Genomic DNA, 16875 nt, shown 5'->3' with positions numbered 1-16875 from the left:
AAGCAAGTTACTGCTTTACTGTAAGAAGATCTGCTATTTTTCTATCATTAGAGAGTCTCGGGATCTTGTTTTGCCCCCCCAGTTTTCCCTGTGATTTCATATACTCGTTAAAGCCGTCTTTAGTGACTCTCGTGATTTTAAGAGGTTGTAGTACTTTACCCTCTATAAGATCATAGTAGTAAGAATTTTGAGCTTGTAGTGAGGTGTCTAGCGCTTTCGCGAAAGCGTTTAAATCTCCCGTCCCCTCATTTTCAAATTCTATCATCCACTCGTGATAAGGCAGTCCAGATTGTGGTGCTACTTGTGGTGCTACGGTAAACTCGGTCACCTTGATATCTGTACCTGCAGATGCCTCAAGCATAGCCTGCTCTACTTCTTTACCTATCACGTGCTCCCCAAATGCCGAAATAAAGTGCTTAATACGACCAGAGACCATCACACGATAGGGTTTGAGACAGGTAAATATTACTGTATCGCCTATGTTATAAGCCCACAGGCCAGCAGTGGTAGATATAATCATTACATAGTTTACATCTAGCTGTACATCTTTGAGGGTTATTCTTGTAGGGTTTTCGTTAAAAAACTCATCTGCTTTTATAAACTCATAAAAAATTCCGTTATCTAGCTGCAGGAGCATTCCTTTCTCAGTCTGTGAGTCTTGAAAGGCAAAAAACCCTTCACTTGCAGGATATAACTCAATACTGTCTACACTTCTCCCTATAAGGTCTTCTAGCTTGCGACGGTATGGCTCATAATTTACCCCACCATACACAAAGAGTTGATAGTTTTTAAAGAGCTCTCCCACAGTTTTACCACTCTTCTGGATAAGACGCTCATAATACATCTGTACCCACGGCGGAATCCCTCCTATAAGGGTCATATCTTGATCTATAGTCTCCTCTACAATCTTATCGACTTTTTGCTCCCAGTCTTCTATACAGTTAGTCTCTAGGCTAGGAAGTCTATTTTTCTGAAGATAGTTAGGCACATAGTGAGCTACTATACCAGATAGACGCCCTAACTTGATGCCGTTTTTTTCGGTCATTATGGGGCTTCCTTGTAAAAAAATCATTTTACCATCTACAAAGCTAGTATTACCCGTCTCTGCGATATATGATAATATGGCATTACGCGCACTGTTAGGGTGCGTCTTCATACTATCTTTTGTGAGAGGTATGTACTTTACTCCAGATGTGGTACCAGATGTTTTTGCAAAGTACAAGGGCTTACCAGGCCATAAAATATCTACCTCACCAGCAACCATCTTATCTACATAAGGCTTAAGCGCTTCATAATCTCTTACAGGTACGTGTTTTACAAAATCTTGATGGGTTTTTATTTTATCAAAATGGTGATCGTTACCAAAGTTTGTATACTGCGCAGCATCTATGAGCTTCTCAAAAACCTTTTGTTGAGTTTCTATAGGGTGATCTGCCCACTTCTTAATTTTACCCGTGATGTAAGAGGCAAAAATCTTTGCGCCAAAAGACTTTAATGACATTAGTTAAAATCAATAAAATTAACTGGGTTAATGGGGTATCCATTACTCCATAATTCAAAATGTAAATGTGGTCCTGTTGTGAGTTCTCCTGTATTACCTACAGTTGCCACAACTTCACCCGCTTGTACAAGATCACCTTGCTCCTTGTTAAGAGAAGCATTGTGTTTATAAACGGTAATCAAGTTTTTAGGGTGCTCTATAATAAGTACGTGACCCGTCTCTGCGGTCCACTCTGCAAAAATCACCGTACCATCGGCCGCTGCTTTTACAGGGGCATCTTTTTCTGTTACAATATCTATCGCATAATGCTTTAAGGCAGCATTATAAGTAGATGTAATGGTCCCTTGCACTGGCGGAAATAATGAGAAATCTGTATCCTCTACAGCTTTATCAAATACATTGTATTTATCTTCTTGCTCTACCGTTTGTCTAAGCAAGCTATCTTCCTTGCTAGGTAGCACATAAATATCTTCTTCATTAAAAACCGCATCTCGTATAGAATCTCTATCAAACTCTAGCGCCGCTACATCGCCACTTAGTACTCTGCGTATGGATGAGTAGTACTGCTCGTTTACTCGTATCGCATTTTCTAGCGAGTCTGTCTTTGCGACTAGTAAGGTTGCGTTGCGTTTAAGCTTTGTACTTGAGTAACCCGGGATATACTCTCTAAGTGGTGTAAACGCAATGAGTAATGTGGTTAATGCTATAAGTACAATAGCAGATACTCCCACTAGTATAAACACGTTAAGCCGTGTGAGTTTAAAAGAAATACGCTCCTCAAAAGTATCTTCATTAAGTATCACTAAGCGGTACTTATGTAGTAGCTTTTTTGCTATTTTCTTCTTTTTAGTTTTCTTTTCTGCCATCTGATTTACAAATATACTTTTTTAGATGTGATATAGTGTAGACCTATTATTACGCTTACGCGAAAATTGCCATCACACACTACAAAGCTCCTTATTATGTCCTTTTTATGACTTTAACGTTCATATGTTTGTTTTCTTACTATCTTTGTTTTTCTAAAACAGAAGATGATGAACACATTAAGTATACTTTTAGGAATGGTAGGCCCTTGGCAAATAGGACTTATTGTATTAGTGGTTTTACTACTTTTTGGAGGTAAAAAAATCCCTGAAATGATGCGCGGCTTAGGAGGCGGTATTAAAGAATTTAAGAAGGCATCAAAAGATGAAGATGACGATCTTATAGAAGAGAAAAAATAAAATCTAGTTTTATACTATACAAAAAACCGCATAGCTCCTTGAGTTATGCGGTTTTTTGTGTGTATCACTTTTCTTTCGCGAAAGCGTGATTAAAAACCTACTTCAACTTAGCCGTTTTTAATATACTCTCTAGCTCAAACATATTATCACGCTGGTCTTGCGAAGGTGAGAATATAAAACCTTCTAGTATGAGGTATCGCCCGTTTTCTTCATCACGTATTGCATAATTTACAAAGGGCCCAGCCATATAACGACCATCTACCTCCCACGTTCCTTTAGTCTCGTAAGCAAACTTGCCATCTATCTCTGTCTCTTGTAAGTATGGCGAGAAGGCTCTCTCTGTTATAAAACGGCCATCATCTACAGGTATTTTTTTACCACCTATAGAGTCACGCATACGTATGATGTTTTTTATGGTAAGTGTATCCTTATCTATGGCTTGAAGGGGTACTTCGTATACCGTTATGTTCATATTACCGCTACGTTTTAAATCCTTACGTATCCAGAAGATATCTGGCTTTTGCTCTGCATAACGATATGCATTTGGAAAATTGAATCGTACACCAAAGGTCTTGCGCAAAGAGTCTGTACTCTTAAGTGCTTTTTTAATACGGCGCTGGTTTGCTACCAGTTCTTGATTTTTAAGCGCTGTTACAATCTTCTCTTCATTATCTATGATAAGGTTTGCAATTTGTGTCTCGCTCTTACCTGTAATAATAATACCTGTTTGTGGGCGCGCATACTTATCATTTACAATAGTTACAGTCGCGCTGTCTGCCGGTTTAATCTGTACAAAGATTCTATTCTTAAGTAAAAAGTCACCAAAAGCTTCTGGCGGTATCTGGTCTATAGAGAACTTAGGTTCTTCTCTAGGTAATCCATATACCGGATCTGCAAGAACGTCTCTTAGCGCGTCTCCTATAGTGCCCTGCCATTGATCTTTAGTAAGTACTACTTTTACGTTATTTATGTTACCTACAGACTCTGTTAAGATTCTCTTACCGTCTCCATTAGAACAAGAAAATAGAATAGTTGCTGTTACTAAGCTTAAAAATACTTTTTTAATCATTTTATTTAATTTTTTCTAACATCCTGACATTACTAAGATGCTGGTACTGTTTTTATATCTATAAATTTCAAAAAATGCGCCTGGTACATTAGACAGTGGCCTGTATTCTGACTGATCAAAATTCCAGCCGTTGTGTCCTTTATGCTCTGTAAAAATAGCATTGAGAGACTCAACCCATTTTACTATTGATGTTCTGTCTGGATTTGTAACGGTAAGCACTTCACCACTAGCAAGGTATGCATCTGCACAGTTGCGCTTCTCATAGCTCAACCCGTTTTCAAATATTTGTGTAAAACCACAATCTACCACACCGTCTGACGGGATGGGTTCTTTATCAGAAATAGGTTTATAGTGTTGTAATAGATACTCGTATACCGGATCTTTTTTTGAAATGTTCTCTACATCTACAGGTTCAAGTATAGTCTCTTGAGCGATACTCACACTCACAATACAAAAACATAAGACGTACAGAAGAGTTTTCATAACTAGTTATTTTGACACACGCAATTTCATTCCTGGTTTGAGTTTAGAGCTACTAATATCGTTCCAAACTTTAATATTCTCAACACTTACTCCTGGAAATTTATTTGCAATCTTCCAGAGGGAATCTCCATTTTGAACGGTATAGGTCTTTTTCCCTTTAAGAGAGACACTTTTCTTCTTGCTCGCAACAGCATTATTAGTCACTGGTTTTCTAGGGTATATTGTGAGTCGCTGCCCTATTTTAAGTGCGTTAGATCGCAGGTTGTTCCACTTTTTGATCTGGCTTACACGCACGCCATATTTATTTGCAATTTTACCTAGGTAATCACCACTACGCACGCGGTATCTTACTTGCGAGCTCGCCGCTAGTACCTCTGGTAAAGGCTTTTCTCTTTTGTCTAATTCCGCTTTGGCGAAAGCGTAAATAGCTGCCTCATTTTGTACAAACTTACCTACGCTCTCTATAGGTAGTCTCACATAATACTTCTTATTTTCTATCACAGGAATGATGTCCAACTTGTATTGCGGGTTTAAGAACTGTACAATCTCAAGAGGTACGCCCACAATGCTAGATACTTGGTCTAGCGCAATAGTTTGTTTCACGTGTATCGTGTCTGTCGCAAAGTAATTTACAGGTGCTTTTTCTGGAGTGTAGCCGTGCTCATCTGCATATTCAAAAAGGTACATTGTTGCTAGAAATGCTGGTACGTATCCTGCGGTTTCTCTAGGTAAATTCTGACGTATATTCCAGTAATTTTTATAACCTCCAGAGCGTCTTATGGCTTTAGAAACATTACCAGGGCCAGAGTTGTAAGATGCTAGGGCAAGGTCCCAGTCGCCGTGTATATTATATAGTTGCGATAAGTAGGCACAAGCCGCCTCTGTTGCAGCGATAGGATCCATACGGTCATCTACATAACTGTTTACCTCTAGATCAAACATTTTACCAGTTGCAAACATAAATTGCCAGAGTCCTGTTGCTCCAACTCTAGATTTTGCTCTAGGTCTTAATGCACTCTCTACAATAGCGAGATATTTCATCTCAAGAGGAATGTCATACCTGTCTAGTCGTTCTTCAAACATAGGGAAGTAAAACTGGCTCACAGCCATTAACTTCTCCATAGTAGGTTTATGGCGTTTTAAATAACGGTTTATCACGCTCTCTAGTGAGGGATTATACTCGACGTTAAAGGGTGTGCGCGCATTTATAGCTGCGAGTCGCTTTTTTAAGGTATCTGTGGGTAACTCAAGCCTTACCTCTGGTAGGTAGGTCTGGCTGTTTCTTATAGCATTTATAGAGTCATAAAGATCCATTCTGGCAAGTTCTTGACGCCAGCGCATATCTATGAGTGCTGCCTGTGGTTCATCTTCTAGCCTAAATGTTATTGAATCTTTTACCTGAGTAGCAATAACTGTTTGAGGTAGGTCTTGAGATACTACATTTGCCTTCACCTCATTTATTATAGTAATGGTATCCGGTTGCAATACCTGAGTCTTTACTTGATTACTAGCCGGTTGCTTGCGCTTGTAAGCCTCGTATGATAATGTGTCTTGTGCTTGTAACGATAGTGCACCTAGCGCTAGAGAGCAAAGCAAGAAAAGATTATTTTTTATGTTCATTTGGGTCATAGTCAAGAAACGAAAGATACGAGAAAATCGTATGGTTTTAAAAATAAGGGAAGACCTTAACGGTTTAAGGAAATATATTATGAGAACAAGGAATATTTATTAAAGAATTCACTTGTGCATATTATAGCAATTACTCACTATAAGTCATTAAAAAAGCCACCGCTTAGGGTGGCTTTTAAAAATTTATGTATCGTCATTATGCTTTAATCGCTGCTATACCTGGTAGTGTTTTACCTTCTAGCATTTCTAGCATTGCTCCTCCTCCGGTAGAGACATAACTTACTTTTGAATCAAAACCAAATTGCTTTACAGCAGCAACACTATCACCACCACCTACAAGTGAGAACGCTCCGTTTTGAGTAGACTCTGCAATACTATGGCCTAGTGCAATAGTACCTCCTGCAAAAGTTTCCATCTCAAAAACGCCTAGAGGTCCGTTCCAAAGTATGGTTTTTGCTCTTTTTACTACGGCATCAAAATTTTCGCGAGAAGCGGGTCCCGCATCTAATCCTTGCCATCCATCTTCTATAGCTGTGATGTCACTCACTTTTGTATTTGCATCGTTTGCAAAATCATCTGCAGCAATAACATCTACAGGTATATGTATCTGTACACCTTTTTCTTTTGCTTGTTTAAGTATGTCAAGCGCAAGATCCATTTTATCATCCTCACAAATAGAGTTTCCTATCTGGCCACCCTGTGCCTTAATAAACGTAAATGCCATACCACCACCTATAATCATCTCATCTACTTTATCAAGTATGTTTTCGATTACGGTAATTTTTGAAGATACCTTAGATCCTCCTAGTATAGCAAGTACTGGCTTCTCGCTATTGTTAAGCACGCGATCAAGACTCTCTATTTCTTTTGCTAGTAAATATCCATAACACTTTGCATCTGGAAAAAATTGAGCAACTACTGTTGTAGATGCGTGTGCACGGTGCGCAGTACCAAAGGCGTCATTTACATAAATATCTCCTAGAGTGCTTAATTGCTTTGCAAACTCTTCATCACCTGCAGTTTCCTCACTGTGATAGCGTAGATTTTCTAATAGTAAAATCTTACCCATCTCAAGGTCTTGAGCTGCCTGCGTTACTTTATCACCCACACAATTATCTACAAAGTTTACCTCTACCCCTATAATCTCAGAGACAGTACTACATATTTGAGATAGTGAGAACTCCTCTTCTTCATTTTTAGGGCGTCCCAAGTGCGACATTAAAATAGCCGAACCGCCATCCTCAAGAATTTTTAAAATAGTAGGTTTTGCAGCCTCTATTCTGGTAGTATCTGTGATATTACCTTCCTCATCAAGAGGTACATTAAAATCTACACGTATAAGTGCTTTCTTATTCTCAAAATTAAAGTCGTCTACTGTGATCATATCCGTTGGTTTTACTAGCAAATATAATGGATACAGAGGATAATAAATGCGGTGATTCCTTTATATTTGGCGCTATGCTGTTCTCAAACGTTATAGGGCAAGATTTTATTAAAAATCACCTCACTACAAGTGTAGATGCAGGTCGTATTGCTCACGCTCAACTATTTGTAGGCCTTGCTGGCACAGGTGTCTTACCTATGGCCATTGCTTATGCCCAATATATTTTATGTAATAACGCTCAAGGCGAAAACAACTCTGGCGCGCCAGATTGCAATCTAAAATTTGAAAATTTATCTCATCCAGATTTACATTTTGCCTTTCCAGTTGCTACTACACCAGAAGTAAAAAGCCATCCCGTATCTAGTCATTTTATGAAACAGTGGCGCTCTTTTATAAAAGAGAACCCGTATGGAGACCTTTTTGAATGGCATCAGCACCTAGGTATTGAAAAAAAGCAAGGTCAAATAGGTGTAAATGAAGCTGCAGATATTAATAAGTCCCTTGCACTTAAAGCTTATGAAGGTGGGTATAAGGTAATGATCATTTGGTCTGTAGATAAAATGAACACCGCCGCTTCAAATAAATTACTCAAGCTTCTTGAAGAGCCACCTGCCCAAACCTTATTTATCCTCATTGCCGAAAATGAAGACAGTATCATAGACACTATAAAGTCAAGATGTCAAGTTCTCACGTTTCCGAAACTAAGTGAACCTCAAATTGCACAGGCACTAATTACAAAACACAATACACCAGAAGCCGAAGCAAATAAAATTGCACATCAAGCACAAGGTGATTATCAACAAGCATTGCATCTTTTACATCACGATGGAGATGATATACAATTTGAAAAATGGTTTGTTACTTGGGTACGCACAGCCTTCCAAGCAAAGGGTAAAAAAGAAGCTGTTTTAGGCCTTATATCTTGGAGCGAGGAGATAGCAAAATCTGGTCGTGAGACACAGAAAAATTTCCTTGAATATTGTGTCCAGTTTTTCCGCCAGGCTTTGCTTAAAAACTACAACGCAAATGACCTTGTTTTTATGGAACCAGAGACGGGATTTGATCTTTCTAAGTTTGCTCCATTTGTGCATAATAACAATATACTTCCTATTGTAGAAGCCATACAAGACGCCGAATATCACATAGAGCGCAACGGTAATGCAAAGATTATCCTTACAGATCTCTCTATTAAACTCACTAGATTACTACATCGCAAGAGTCAATAAATCAATTTATTACATATTTTTAGATGAAACTAAAATAATATTTAGTCTAAATTCTTTGGAAATTAATTCCATTTTGGGCGATTACTCACCACGATACTTAAAAAGGCATAGCCTGGTATACTCCATCACACCGGTTCAACTAAATTGAACATAGCATAACAACATTCACAAGCTAAAAATATGACTAGCCCTCAGATATATTTACACACAAAACACACTCTCATTAAGGATCAATTTTGTTAGTTAAAAGTAGATTATATTACAGTGATAATGCTTCATAAAATAACGAGTATTATACACTCTAATTATGATTTAAAATAGGTTACAAAACAATCAATAATTTAAGATAATTCATAGCTTACATTGAGGTCTAAATTCAATTAAACACCTGAAAAATTAGCTTATAATATTTCTAAAAAAATCCCTAATAAATTAATATCTGAAGCCTACTTCTTCATATTTTACAAGTAAAATATTATGTCTCTAATGCCACAATCTTAAAGAGAAATACTGATATTCAATTTTACTCACGCAGTAATTTAGACTGAAACGAATGTGATAATCTATTATTAATAATTTTTGAGCATAAAAAAAGCGGTGATTTCTCACCGCTTTAAGTATACTAAATAGACTTTATTTACTCCTTTGTGGTGTAATTGTCATTCATTTCTTTAAGAATAGTCTTTGTAAGATCTAATTCTTCTTTCCCAAAAAGAACACTTCCAGCATCATTAGACCCATAAATGTATGAGTATCCATTTGCCTTACCGTAATCCTTAACTTTAGTTTTAACCTTAGTAATAAGAGAGTCTATTACCTCTTGGCTCTCTACTTGTAGCTTTCCTATTCTTGCCTGGCGTTCTTGTTGTAACTGTTGTGCTTCGGCTCCTAACTCATTGTATTGTTGCTCTTGCTTCTTACGAGACATAGAAGGTCCGTTTTTTCTAAAAAGATCTTCTTTGATTTGATAAGCTTTGATCTTAAGTTCAAGATCTGCCATAATCTCGTCGTTTTCTTTTGTAAAACGCTCTTTTGCTTCTTTAAGCTCTGCATATTCTGTAAGTAGCTCTTCAGTATCTACAAAACCAGTCTTCTCTGTTTGACACGCAACAGCCATCATTGCTGCAACTAGTAATACTCCTATTTTTTTCATTGTGTGTTATTAATTAATTGCGGCGAAAATACTGAGAATCCATAACATTCTAACATTTTAAAATCTACAAGTTATATGGATGCATAAATTTTCAAATCCTCTTATTTTATTTCACGTGGAACATTGCACGCTATAAATTCGTCAAAAAACGAGACAATAATAAAAAACAATCAATAAAATAATTATCAATAAGAAATCCCTATTAAAAAGCACCTCTTAAAAGGTGCCTTAAGTTAGTTTTTACAATAATTACATACACAGACAAGACCAAATCAACAAAACGCTCTTAAAACGGCTTATTTTAATTTTAAGCGTGTTTTAAGACATAAATTTGAGAAGAGTAACCTCCATTTGCTTTTGCTCTCCTGTTTGAGCGTAGACCAGTAGTAAGAGCCTTAAAATAATTCATCTTACCAGTTGTATATTTTTCAGAAAGTAGGCTCACGTAAAAAGCATCAAACTTCATAGGTAAAACCTCTACCAGTTTTAAATCACTTAATTGAAATAACATTTTTATAGATTGCTCAGAAAAATGATATAAATGACGAGGTACATCATATGCAGCCCAAAATTCTTTATAATGAAATGCATCATAAGATTCATAATTTGGGACAGCTATAAACACGGTTCCATTTTTAGTGAGATGTGTTTTAAGCCAATCTATTTGTCCTTGTAGATCATAAACGTGTTCTAAAACGTGCCACATTGTAATCACATCAAATTGCTCCTCCCCTACTTCTTCAATAGTAGATTTTAAATTGAGTCCTTTTTTTTGAGCTAATGATTTGGCTTTTATGCTAGGTTCAATTCCAGAAGTATTCCAGTTATGTTTAGAGAGATGTTCTAAAAAATCTCCAGTTCCGGCGCCAATATCTAAAATACGACCCAGAGATGGATGATATTTGTTGAGGAGTTTACGCTTTCGCGAAAGCGTAATTCCTTTTACGGTTTGATAAGCAATTTCAAATAAAGAACGTTTACCATCTGTATGAGATATATAATCATCACTTTCATAATATGAAGGTAAACTTCCCAAAGTAGGTTTTGGCATCGTGTAATACATATGTAATTTCTCATCATATGTAAGCACAAATTCTTCTCCTGTTACAGAATGATCTTTAACTTTAAAATCCTTTTTCATTAAAATTGTTTCACGTGGAACGAAAAGAAAACTAAAATTACCTTCCCATATAAACTAACATCACACTTATATCTGAAGGAGAAACTCCACTCACTCGTGATGCTTGAGAAATTGTAGTAGGTCTAATTTTAGATAACTTTTCTCTAGCTTCAAATGATAATGATTTAAGCTTTGAGTAATCAAAATTATCTGGAATTTTGATATTCTCTAGACGTTGAAGCTTATCTGCATTTGCTTTTTCCTTTGCAATATAACCAGCATACTTTACTTTAATTTCTGCTTGTTCTAACACATCACGCTCAAGACTATGCTCGTCAATATATGCTGCAACCTTTTTAAACTGCTTCATATCCTCTAGATGTATTTGAGGTCTTGAGAAAACCTTAAACATCTTATCAGATTGTCGCATAGGAGAAGATCCTCGTTCTTCTAATATCTCATTCACCTCCTCTGGAAGTATACTTGTATCCTCAAAAAACTTAACTAAATTGTCAGATTGCTCGCGCTTTTTTTCCATAGTCACAAGACGCTCCTCAGACGCTAGACCTACTTTATGTGATCGTGGAGTGAGACGCTCGTCTGCATTATCTTGTCTTAACAAAGTTCTATACTCTGCACGAGAAGTAAACATTCTATATGGCTCTTCTGTACCTTTTGTAATAAGATCATCTATAAGAACACCTATATAAGCCTCGTCACGTTGTAACGTAAAAGGCTCTTGATCGTGTACTTTTAAGTGTGCATTCATACCCGCCATAAGACCTTGAGAAGCGGCTTCTTCATATCCCGTGGTTCCATTAATTTGACCAGCGAAATATAGCCCACTCACAAGCTTCGTTTCTAAGGTATGCTTAAGCTGTGTAGGAGGGAAATAATCATACTCTATCGCATAACCTGGGCGGAAAAATTTTACGTTTTCAAAACCAGCTACACTACGCAAAGCTTTAAATTGTACATCTTCTGGAAGAGATGTTGAAAACCCATTTACGTAAATCTCACAGGTATCCCAACCTTCTGGCTCAACAAATAACTGATGTCTATCCTTATCTGCAAAGCGGTTAATTTTATCTTCTATAGACGGACAATACCTTGGTCCGAGAGATTTGATTCTACCATTAAACATAGGAGAACGATCAAAACCTTCACGCAATAAATCGTGTACCTCTGGCGAAGTATAACTCATATGACAAGGACGCTGATTAGTAAGCGGGCTTGTCTCTTTACTATAACTAAACTTCTCTGGAACGTCATCTCCTGGCTGGATAATCATTTTAGAAAAATCTAATGATCTACCATCCACACGAGGTGGTGTTCCTGTCTTCATTCTACCAGAATCAAAACCAAAATCCAGTAGTTGTTCTGTGATACCAGTAGCTGCTCTTTCACCCGCTCTACCTCCTCCAAATTGTTTCTCACCTATATGGATAAGTCCATTTAAAAAAGTACCATTTGTGAGCACTACAGATCTACCTCTTACTTTAATACCTAAAGAAGTGGTTACACCAACTACCTTGTTATTTTCTACTAGAAGTCCGCTCACCATCTCTTGATAAAAATCAAGATTAGGTGTTCCTTCTAAATGCAATCTCCACTCCTCTGCAAATCGCATTCGATCGCTTTGCACTCGTGGTGACCACATAGCAGGACCTTTTGATTTGTTGAGCATCTTAAATTGTATTGCTGTCTTGTCTGACACAATACCACTATATCCTCCTAATGCATCAATCTCTCTTACAATCTGCCCTTTTGCAATACCACCCATAGCTGGGTTACAACTCATCTGGGCGATGGTTTGTAGATTCATTGTTACAAGAAGCGTAGAACTTCCCATATTTGCAGCAGCAGCAGCAGCTTCACAACCTGCGTGGCCTGCACCAACTACAATTACATCATATGTATCTTGAAATAAACTCATTGTTTCACGTGGAACATTAAACGTGCCCTTTATTGAACACTTTATATTACGCTTTCGCGAAAGCGTGATTACCCTAACAGAAAATCGTGCAAAGATAAATAGTTTTAATCACTTAAAGAGTTAAGGTTATAAGAAGCCAAAACTATTGAAACTAGTAGTTGTAAGAAAATTACTACTTAACGCAATGCTAAATAGGTATTCTCCTTACTACGCATAAGCTTTGCCTCCTCTGTACTCTTATCTTTATAACCACAATAGTGAAGTATACCGTGTACCATAACACGGCTTAATTCGTCTCTAAAAGAGCAATTAAAATCTTGAGCATTCTCCTCTACTCGCTCTACAGAGATATACATATCTCCGCTTACTACATTGCCCTGAGTATAATCAAAACTGATGATGTCTGTAAATGTATCGTGGTCAAGAAAGTCTACATTGATTTTATGTAAATAAGCGTCATCACAAAAGATGTAATTAAGCTCACCGACAATCATCTTTTCTGCACTGATAACTCCTTCTAACCAAGTAATGATTTGTTCTGGATTAACTAACTCAAAATCATTTGTACTATTAAATTCTATCATCGCTCTTCTGAAAATAATCTTGCACCTTACGCTTATATTCTTCTTTAAGAGGAAGTGCGTTACGGTTAAGAATCTCTGTTGTGTTAAAATATTTTTTTGCTTTTTCTAAAGCACTATTTACGGGATTTGAAAAACTCTTAAGGTTTGTATTTGCCTCACGTTTTTCCTCTTGACCTAGCTGAAAAGTGGCTTCCTTGAGCTTCAATAATTCGTGCTTAAGTTTAGTCATATTCTGCATAGTCTCATTACTAAATCCTTTGTCTAATAATTGCTCCTCAACTTTCTGCATATCCTTTACAAGTTTTTTTGCGTCATCACCTAGACCTTCACGCTCAATTGCATCTTGTAACTGCTGTCGTAATTTAGACTGTTCCTTGTAAATTTCATAAAGCAATCCTTGCTCATACTCATCCCCACTATTTTCACCTTCGCCATTACCAGAACCTTCTCCTTCACCATCTTTATCTCCATTACTTGATTCTTTACTGCCTCCTTTACCACCTTTTCCTTCACCTTCTTTTCCGCCTTCTCCATTAGATCCAGGTTGCTCCCCTCCTTTTCCTTCACCTTCTTCACCACCTGGTTTATCGCCACCTGCCTTTTCTCCTCCTTCCTTGCCTTCACCATCCTTACCATCTTTACCTTCACCAGGTTTTTTTCCCTCTCCCATTTTTTTGTTGAGCTCTTCCTGACTTTGTATGATGTCTGGCAATTGCTCACCGCCACCACCGCCAGAACCTACACCAGCACCTTTGCCTTTTCCAGAGCCCTTGCTAGACATCATAGCATTTTGCATATCATCAAGAGATTGGCTCAAAAGATCTGCAAGTTCATTTGCTCCAGTAATAACATATTGCTGGCTGCTTACTCCTTGTATAATTTGATTTTCTGCAAGACGCTCTAACGCCTTATTCATATTATAATCTATGTCTACTAGTGACTCGTTTATTACCTCATCAAGCTTAGGTTGACGTAATGATAATGCATATAAGCTATCATCTATATGCTCAAAATTCTGTTTTAAAACATTCTGGCGTCTTAGCTTTTTAGCATAGTTAGGATTTTTATCGTCCATACTTCTAAAGTTCATCATCACGACTTCTTCTTCAAAACTAAAAACTAATAGATTATCAAGTATCTGCCTAAGCATCTCTGCATCTTCTTCTAAAGCTTCCTCACCAGACATTTGCATTTGTGACTGCATAGACTGGCTCATTTGCTTCATTTTATCTGCTGCCTTTTTTTGTTTTTTCTGTGCTGCAGATGTGTCTTGAGGCTGCCCACTTTGTTGTTGTTGCTGTTCTTGATTTTCTAATTCTTGTGAAGCCCCTTGTTGCTCTTCTTTAATTTCTTCTTGCTTTTGCTCATCCCCCGGAATATCCATTGGCTTTTTAAGTTCTTGATTTTCTTTTTCAAGATCCTTAAGCGCTTCTTCTAGATTTTTAAATTCTTCATTAAGTTGTTGCTGTTGCTCACTGGTATTTTCTGCTCCTTCCTTTTTACTTAATGCCTCTTGTTTTTCTGCAAGCTTTTGTAAATCATTTGCAATTTGCTCGGCCTTTTTTTGAACGTAATATCTCTTTGTAAGTTCAACCATTTGCTCAAGGTTGCGCTTATTATTTTTATTCTGTTTTTCTAATTCCTCTAGTTTTTCTGAGAGCTCTTCTTTTGGCATTTTTTCTCGCAGCTCTTGTAACTCTTTGAGAAGTTTTTCATTTTCCTTCGCCTTTTTTTCTTGACGTTCGAGGCGTTCCTTTAATTTCTCTTTGTCCTCATCTGTTTGTTCTTCTTCCTTTTGAAACTCATCCAGATTTTCTTTAAGTTGTTTAGAAAAGTCTTTCATCATTTCTTCTTGCTGCTGTTGTCGCTTTAAGAAATTGTCCAGCTTTTTTTGATCATTAAAGGTAAGTTCCTTTTTCTCTTTTTGAGTACGAGAGATTTCTTTGAGCTCCTCCTCTCGTTCCTTCATCTTTTGTAAAGACTTGTCTAGATTACTAATTGATTTTTGTTGTTGCTCTAGTTGTTTGTTTTTGAGTTCATCCTCTGTGAGTTTTGTGTAGCTAAAAATTGTACTCTTTGTGCTCTTGTAATTATGAACAGCATCATTATCAAAAACCTCAAAATAATACTCATAATTTACACCCTCCTGCAAGTCAAGATTATCAGGAAAGGCATAAACAAATTGATCTACATTACCGTTTGATATAGCAATAGTCTTATACTGCTTTACTTCAGTTTCAGACGGGTAATACACGATTTGCAACTTAGTTAATCCATAGTCATCACTTACTTTACCGTAAAAATAGTTTTGTTGTTCGTTTACTGTATCTCTTTTTGCCTCTAGTAATAGTTGAGGGTATTGATCTTTTATAACTTGTAAGTTATAGGCAAGGCTTTCATAATTTTTTAATCTTGCATTGCTCGTACTTACCTCGTAGCTCGTATTATTATAAATACGCTTAGAGGTGCTGTAAGATGTGCTGTTGTTTTTATTTTCGCTTAAAGCGAAAGAAATAATCGTATCCTTAAGCACAAGATCTACATTATCAGTTTGTCTTGTACGTAACTCCCAGCTCACGTTTGAGCCTTCTGGAATAATTGCATTTCCAGTATTTTTAATACGTTCTGTGCGCTTATTAGTGTGATTAGGATAATCTATAACCATCTCAAAATCAAGTAGTACCGGAACTCTAAGTATCTCAAGATCATAAGGTTGAGAAACCACCTTATTACCTTGAAGGCTAAAGGTCACATCTTCTGTAGGTTGCTCAAAAACATAACTATACTCTCCTGGAGCTGTTTGTTGTAAAAAATAGACCTCATCGTTAAAGCGTATACTTGCCTCCTCTGGAACTACATCCCCCACGGTACGTACTCTAAGTTCAAAATCTTTATTCTCTATAGCTTGTAAATCTTCATTTACCACATAAAAAGAAAAAGGAGCTGGTGGCTCATAAGCTTCATTATAGTTTACAACACGCTCATAGCTAGAAGAAAATACCTTTTCCTTACCTGCATAGTTTGCGATAAGAAATACCACAATCGGGATGGCAGCATACTTTAAGTACTTACTATTTTTCTTGAAATCTATGGCTAGCTTAAAAGGTACCGGCTCTAGCTCTTCACTTTTTTGTGCTATGCTCGCCAGCATAAGTTCTGAGTCTCCAGCATCTTTGTGTAACTGTAATGTGTTTATAAGTTTGTCACTTACCTCTGGAAAATAATTACCTATTATACTCGCAGCATCTTTGTAGTTAATTCCCTTTGAGAGTTTAAAAAGTCTAGATAGTGGTAGTAAAATGAATTTGGCGAGAAGTGCTATTTCTACAAGAATAAAAACCCAAAATAAAACGGTACGACCTGCAGGACTGAGCCAAAAGAAATATTCAATTAAGAGGGTGAGTAAAAAATATAAGACCCCAAAAGCAAAAAACAAAATCACGCCTTTAAGCAACTCATTTGTGTAATACTTCTTAATAAAACCTTCTAACTTCCTCTCTATCTTTTCAAACCTGTTCATCATTATAGGTATTCTCTTTATAGCAACCTCTAAAGTACTATTTTATT

At 36.9% G+C, this 16875-nt stretch carries 13 protein-coding genes; 2 read left to right on the top strand and 11 right to left on the bottom strand.

The genetic code is table 11. The features are described 5' to 3' along the window. Positions 1-7 precede the first annotated feature (7 nt). Both Q0948_RS05770 and Q0948_RS05765 read right to left on the bottom strand, forming a co-directional pair. Positions 8-1501: a GH3 auxin-responsive promoter family protein gene (locus Q0948_RS05770; RefSeq protein WP_298349789.1), complete on the bottom strand. Its 1494-nt coding sequence runs from the start codon at positions 1499-1501 to the stop codon at positions 8-10. After that, positions 1501-2367 (bottom strand): M23 family metallopeptidase, encoded by an 867-nt coding sequence (locus tag Q0948_RS05765; protein ID WP_038598168.1) that lies wholly within the window; start codon positions 2365-2367, stop codon positions 1501-1503. Before Q0948_RS05765 ends, Q0948_RS05770 begins: the two co-directional genes overlap by 1 nt. Positions 2368-2535: 168 nt before the next feature. Between Q0948_RS05765 and tatA the strand changes: the two genes are divergently transcribed. Then, positions 2536-2724 carry a twin-arginine translocase TatA/TatE family subunit gene (tatA, locus tag Q0948_RS05760; RefSeq protein WP_035326230.1) on the top strand — a complete coding sequence of 63 codons (189 nt, stop codon included), beginning with the start codon at positions 2536-2538 and terminating at the stop codon, positions 2722-2724. Positions 2725-2821: 97 nt separating this feature from the next. Here tatA and Q0948_RS05755 read toward each other — a convergent pair whose 3' ends face one another. From Q0948_RS05755 to Q0948_RS05740, 4 genes are all read right to left on the bottom strand, one after another. Then, positions 2822-3793 (bottom strand): DUF4837 family protein, encoded by a 972-nt coding sequence (locus Q0948_RS05755; protein ID WP_298349783.1) that lies wholly within the window; start codon positions 3791-3793, stop codon positions 2822-2824. 15 nt (positions 3794-3808) lie between these two features. Beyond that, positions 3809-4276 (bottom strand): hypothetical protein, encoded by a 468-nt coding sequence (locus Q0948_RS05750; protein ID WP_298349781.1) that lies wholly within the window; start codon positions 4274-4276, stop codon positions 3809-3811. 6 nt (positions 4277-4282) lie between these two features. Then, complete coding sequence (locus tag Q0948_RS05745; protein WP_298349779.1) at positions 4283-5896, bottom strand: lytic transglycosylase domain-containing protein; 1614 nt, start codon at positions 5894-5896, stop codon at positions 4283-4285. Between the two features lie 205 nt (positions 5897-6101). Further along, positions 6102-7289, bottom strand: a complete 1188-nt coding sequence (locus Q0948_RS05740; RefSeq protein WP_298349777.1) for a phosphoglycerate kinase — start codon at positions 7287-7289, stop codon at positions 6102-6104. Positions 7290-7363: 74 nt separating this feature from the next. On the opposite strand from Q0948_RS05740, the gene Q0948_RS05735 reads away from it, so the two are divergent. Further along, positions 7364-8515: a DNA polymerase III subunit delta' gene (locus Q0948_RS05735; protein WP_298350213.1), complete on the top strand. Its 1152-nt coding sequence runs from the start codon at positions 7364-7366 to the stop codon at positions 8513-8515. Positions 8516-9152: 637 nt separating this feature from the next. On the opposite strand, the gene Q0948_RS05730 is transcribed toward Q0948_RS05735, so the two are convergent. The 5 genes from Q0948_RS05730 to Q0948_RS05710 form a co-directional block, all read right to left on the bottom strand. Continuing rightward, positions 9153-9668: an OmpH family outer membrane protein gene (locus tag Q0948_RS05730; protein ID WP_298349775.1), complete on the bottom strand. Its 516-nt coding sequence runs from the start codon at positions 9666-9668 to the stop codon at positions 9153-9155. A gap of 307 nt (positions 9669-9975) precedes the next feature. Beyond that, positions 9976-10809, bottom strand: a complete 834-nt coding sequence (locus tag Q0948_RS05725) for a class I SAM-dependent methyltransferase (protein ID WP_298349773.1) — start codon at positions 10807-10809, stop codon at positions 9976-9978. 37 nt (positions 10810-10846) lie between these two features. After that, a complete protein-coding gene (gene mnmG, locus Q0948_RS05720) occupies positions 10847-12724 on the bottom strand; it encodes a tRNA uridine-5-carboxymethylaminomethyl(34) synthesis enzyme MnmG (RefSeq protein WP_298349771.1) in 1878 nt (625 codons plus the stop codon). 176 nt (positions 12725-12900) lie between these two features. Beyond that, entirely contained in the window at positions 12901-13308 is a 408-nt protein-coding gene (gene ybeY / locus Q0948_RS05715; RefSeq protein ID WP_298349769.1) for an rRNA maturation RNase YbeY, read from the bottom strand. After that, positions 13295-16831 (bottom strand): hypothetical protein, encoded by a 3537-nt coding sequence (locus Q0948_RS05710; RefSeq protein WP_298349766.1) that lies wholly within the window; start codon positions 16829-16831, stop codon positions 13295-13297. The genes ybeY and Q0948_RS05710 overlap by 14 nt, the downstream gene beginning before the upstream one ends. Positions 16832-16875 lie beyond the last annotated feature (44 nt).

The sequence above is a fragment of the uncultured Dokdonia sp. genome, from assembly GCF_947496725.1.
Classification (GTDB): Bacteria; Bacteroidota; Bacteroidia; order Flavobacteriales; family Flavobacteriaceae; genus Dokdonia.
Note: the sequence above shows the minus strand (reverse complement) of the source record. Positions and strands in the feature narration are given on the sequence as shown.

Bases quoted from the DNA above. Each gene is read 5' to 3' on its own strand.
- Q0948_RS05770 (WP_298349789.1), bottom strand. From the start codon at position 1,501: ATGTCATTAAAGTCTTTTGGCGCAAAGATTTTTGCCTCTTACATCACG.
- Q0948_RS05765 (WP_038598168.1), bottom strand. From the start codon at position 2,367: ATGGCAGAAAAGAAAACTAAAAAGAAGAAAATAGCAAAAAAGCTACTA.
- tatA (WP_035326230.1), top strand. From the start codon at position 2,536: ATGAACACATTAAGTATACTTTTAGGAATGGTAGGCCCTTGGCAAATA.
- Q0948_RS05755 (WP_298349783.1), bottom strand. From the start codon at position 3,793: ATGATTAAAAAAGTATTTTTAAGCTTAGTAACAGCAACTATTCTATTT.
- Q0948_RS05750 (WP_298349781.1), bottom strand. From the start codon at position 4,276: ATGAAAACTCTTCTGTACGTCTTATGTTTTTGTATTGTGAGTGTGAGT.
- Q0948_RS05745 (WP_298349779.1), bottom strand. From the start codon at position 5,896: ATGAACATAAAAAATAATCTTTTCTTGCTTTGCTCTCTAGCGCTAGGT.
- Q0948_RS05740 (WP_298349777.1), bottom strand. From the start codon at position 7,289: ATGATCACAGTAGACGACTTTAATTTTGAGAATAAGAAAGCACTTATA.
- Q0948_RS05735 (WP_298350213.1), top strand. From the start codon at position 7,364: ATGCTGTTCTCAAACGTTATAGGGCAAGATTTTATTAAAAATCACCTC.
- Q0948_RS05730 (WP_298349775.1), bottom strand. From the start codon at position 9,668: ATGAAAAAAATAGGAGTATTACTAGTTGCAGCAATGATGGCTGTTGCG.
- Q0948_RS05725 (WP_298349773.1), bottom strand. From the start codon at position 10,809: ATGAAAAAGGATTTTAAAGTTAAAGATCATTCTGTAACAGGAGAAGAA.
- mnmG (WP_298349771.1), bottom strand. From the start codon at position 12,724: ATGAGTTTATTTCAAGATACATATGATGTAATTGTAGTTGGTGCAGGC.
- ybeY (WP_298349769.1), bottom strand. From the start codon at position 13,308: ATGATAGAATTTAATAGTACAAATGATTTTGAGTTAGTTAATCCAGAA.
- Q0948_RS05710 (WP_298349766.1), bottom strand. From the start codon at position 16,831: ATGATGAACAGGTTTGAAAAGATAGAGAGGAAGTTAGAAGGTTTTATT.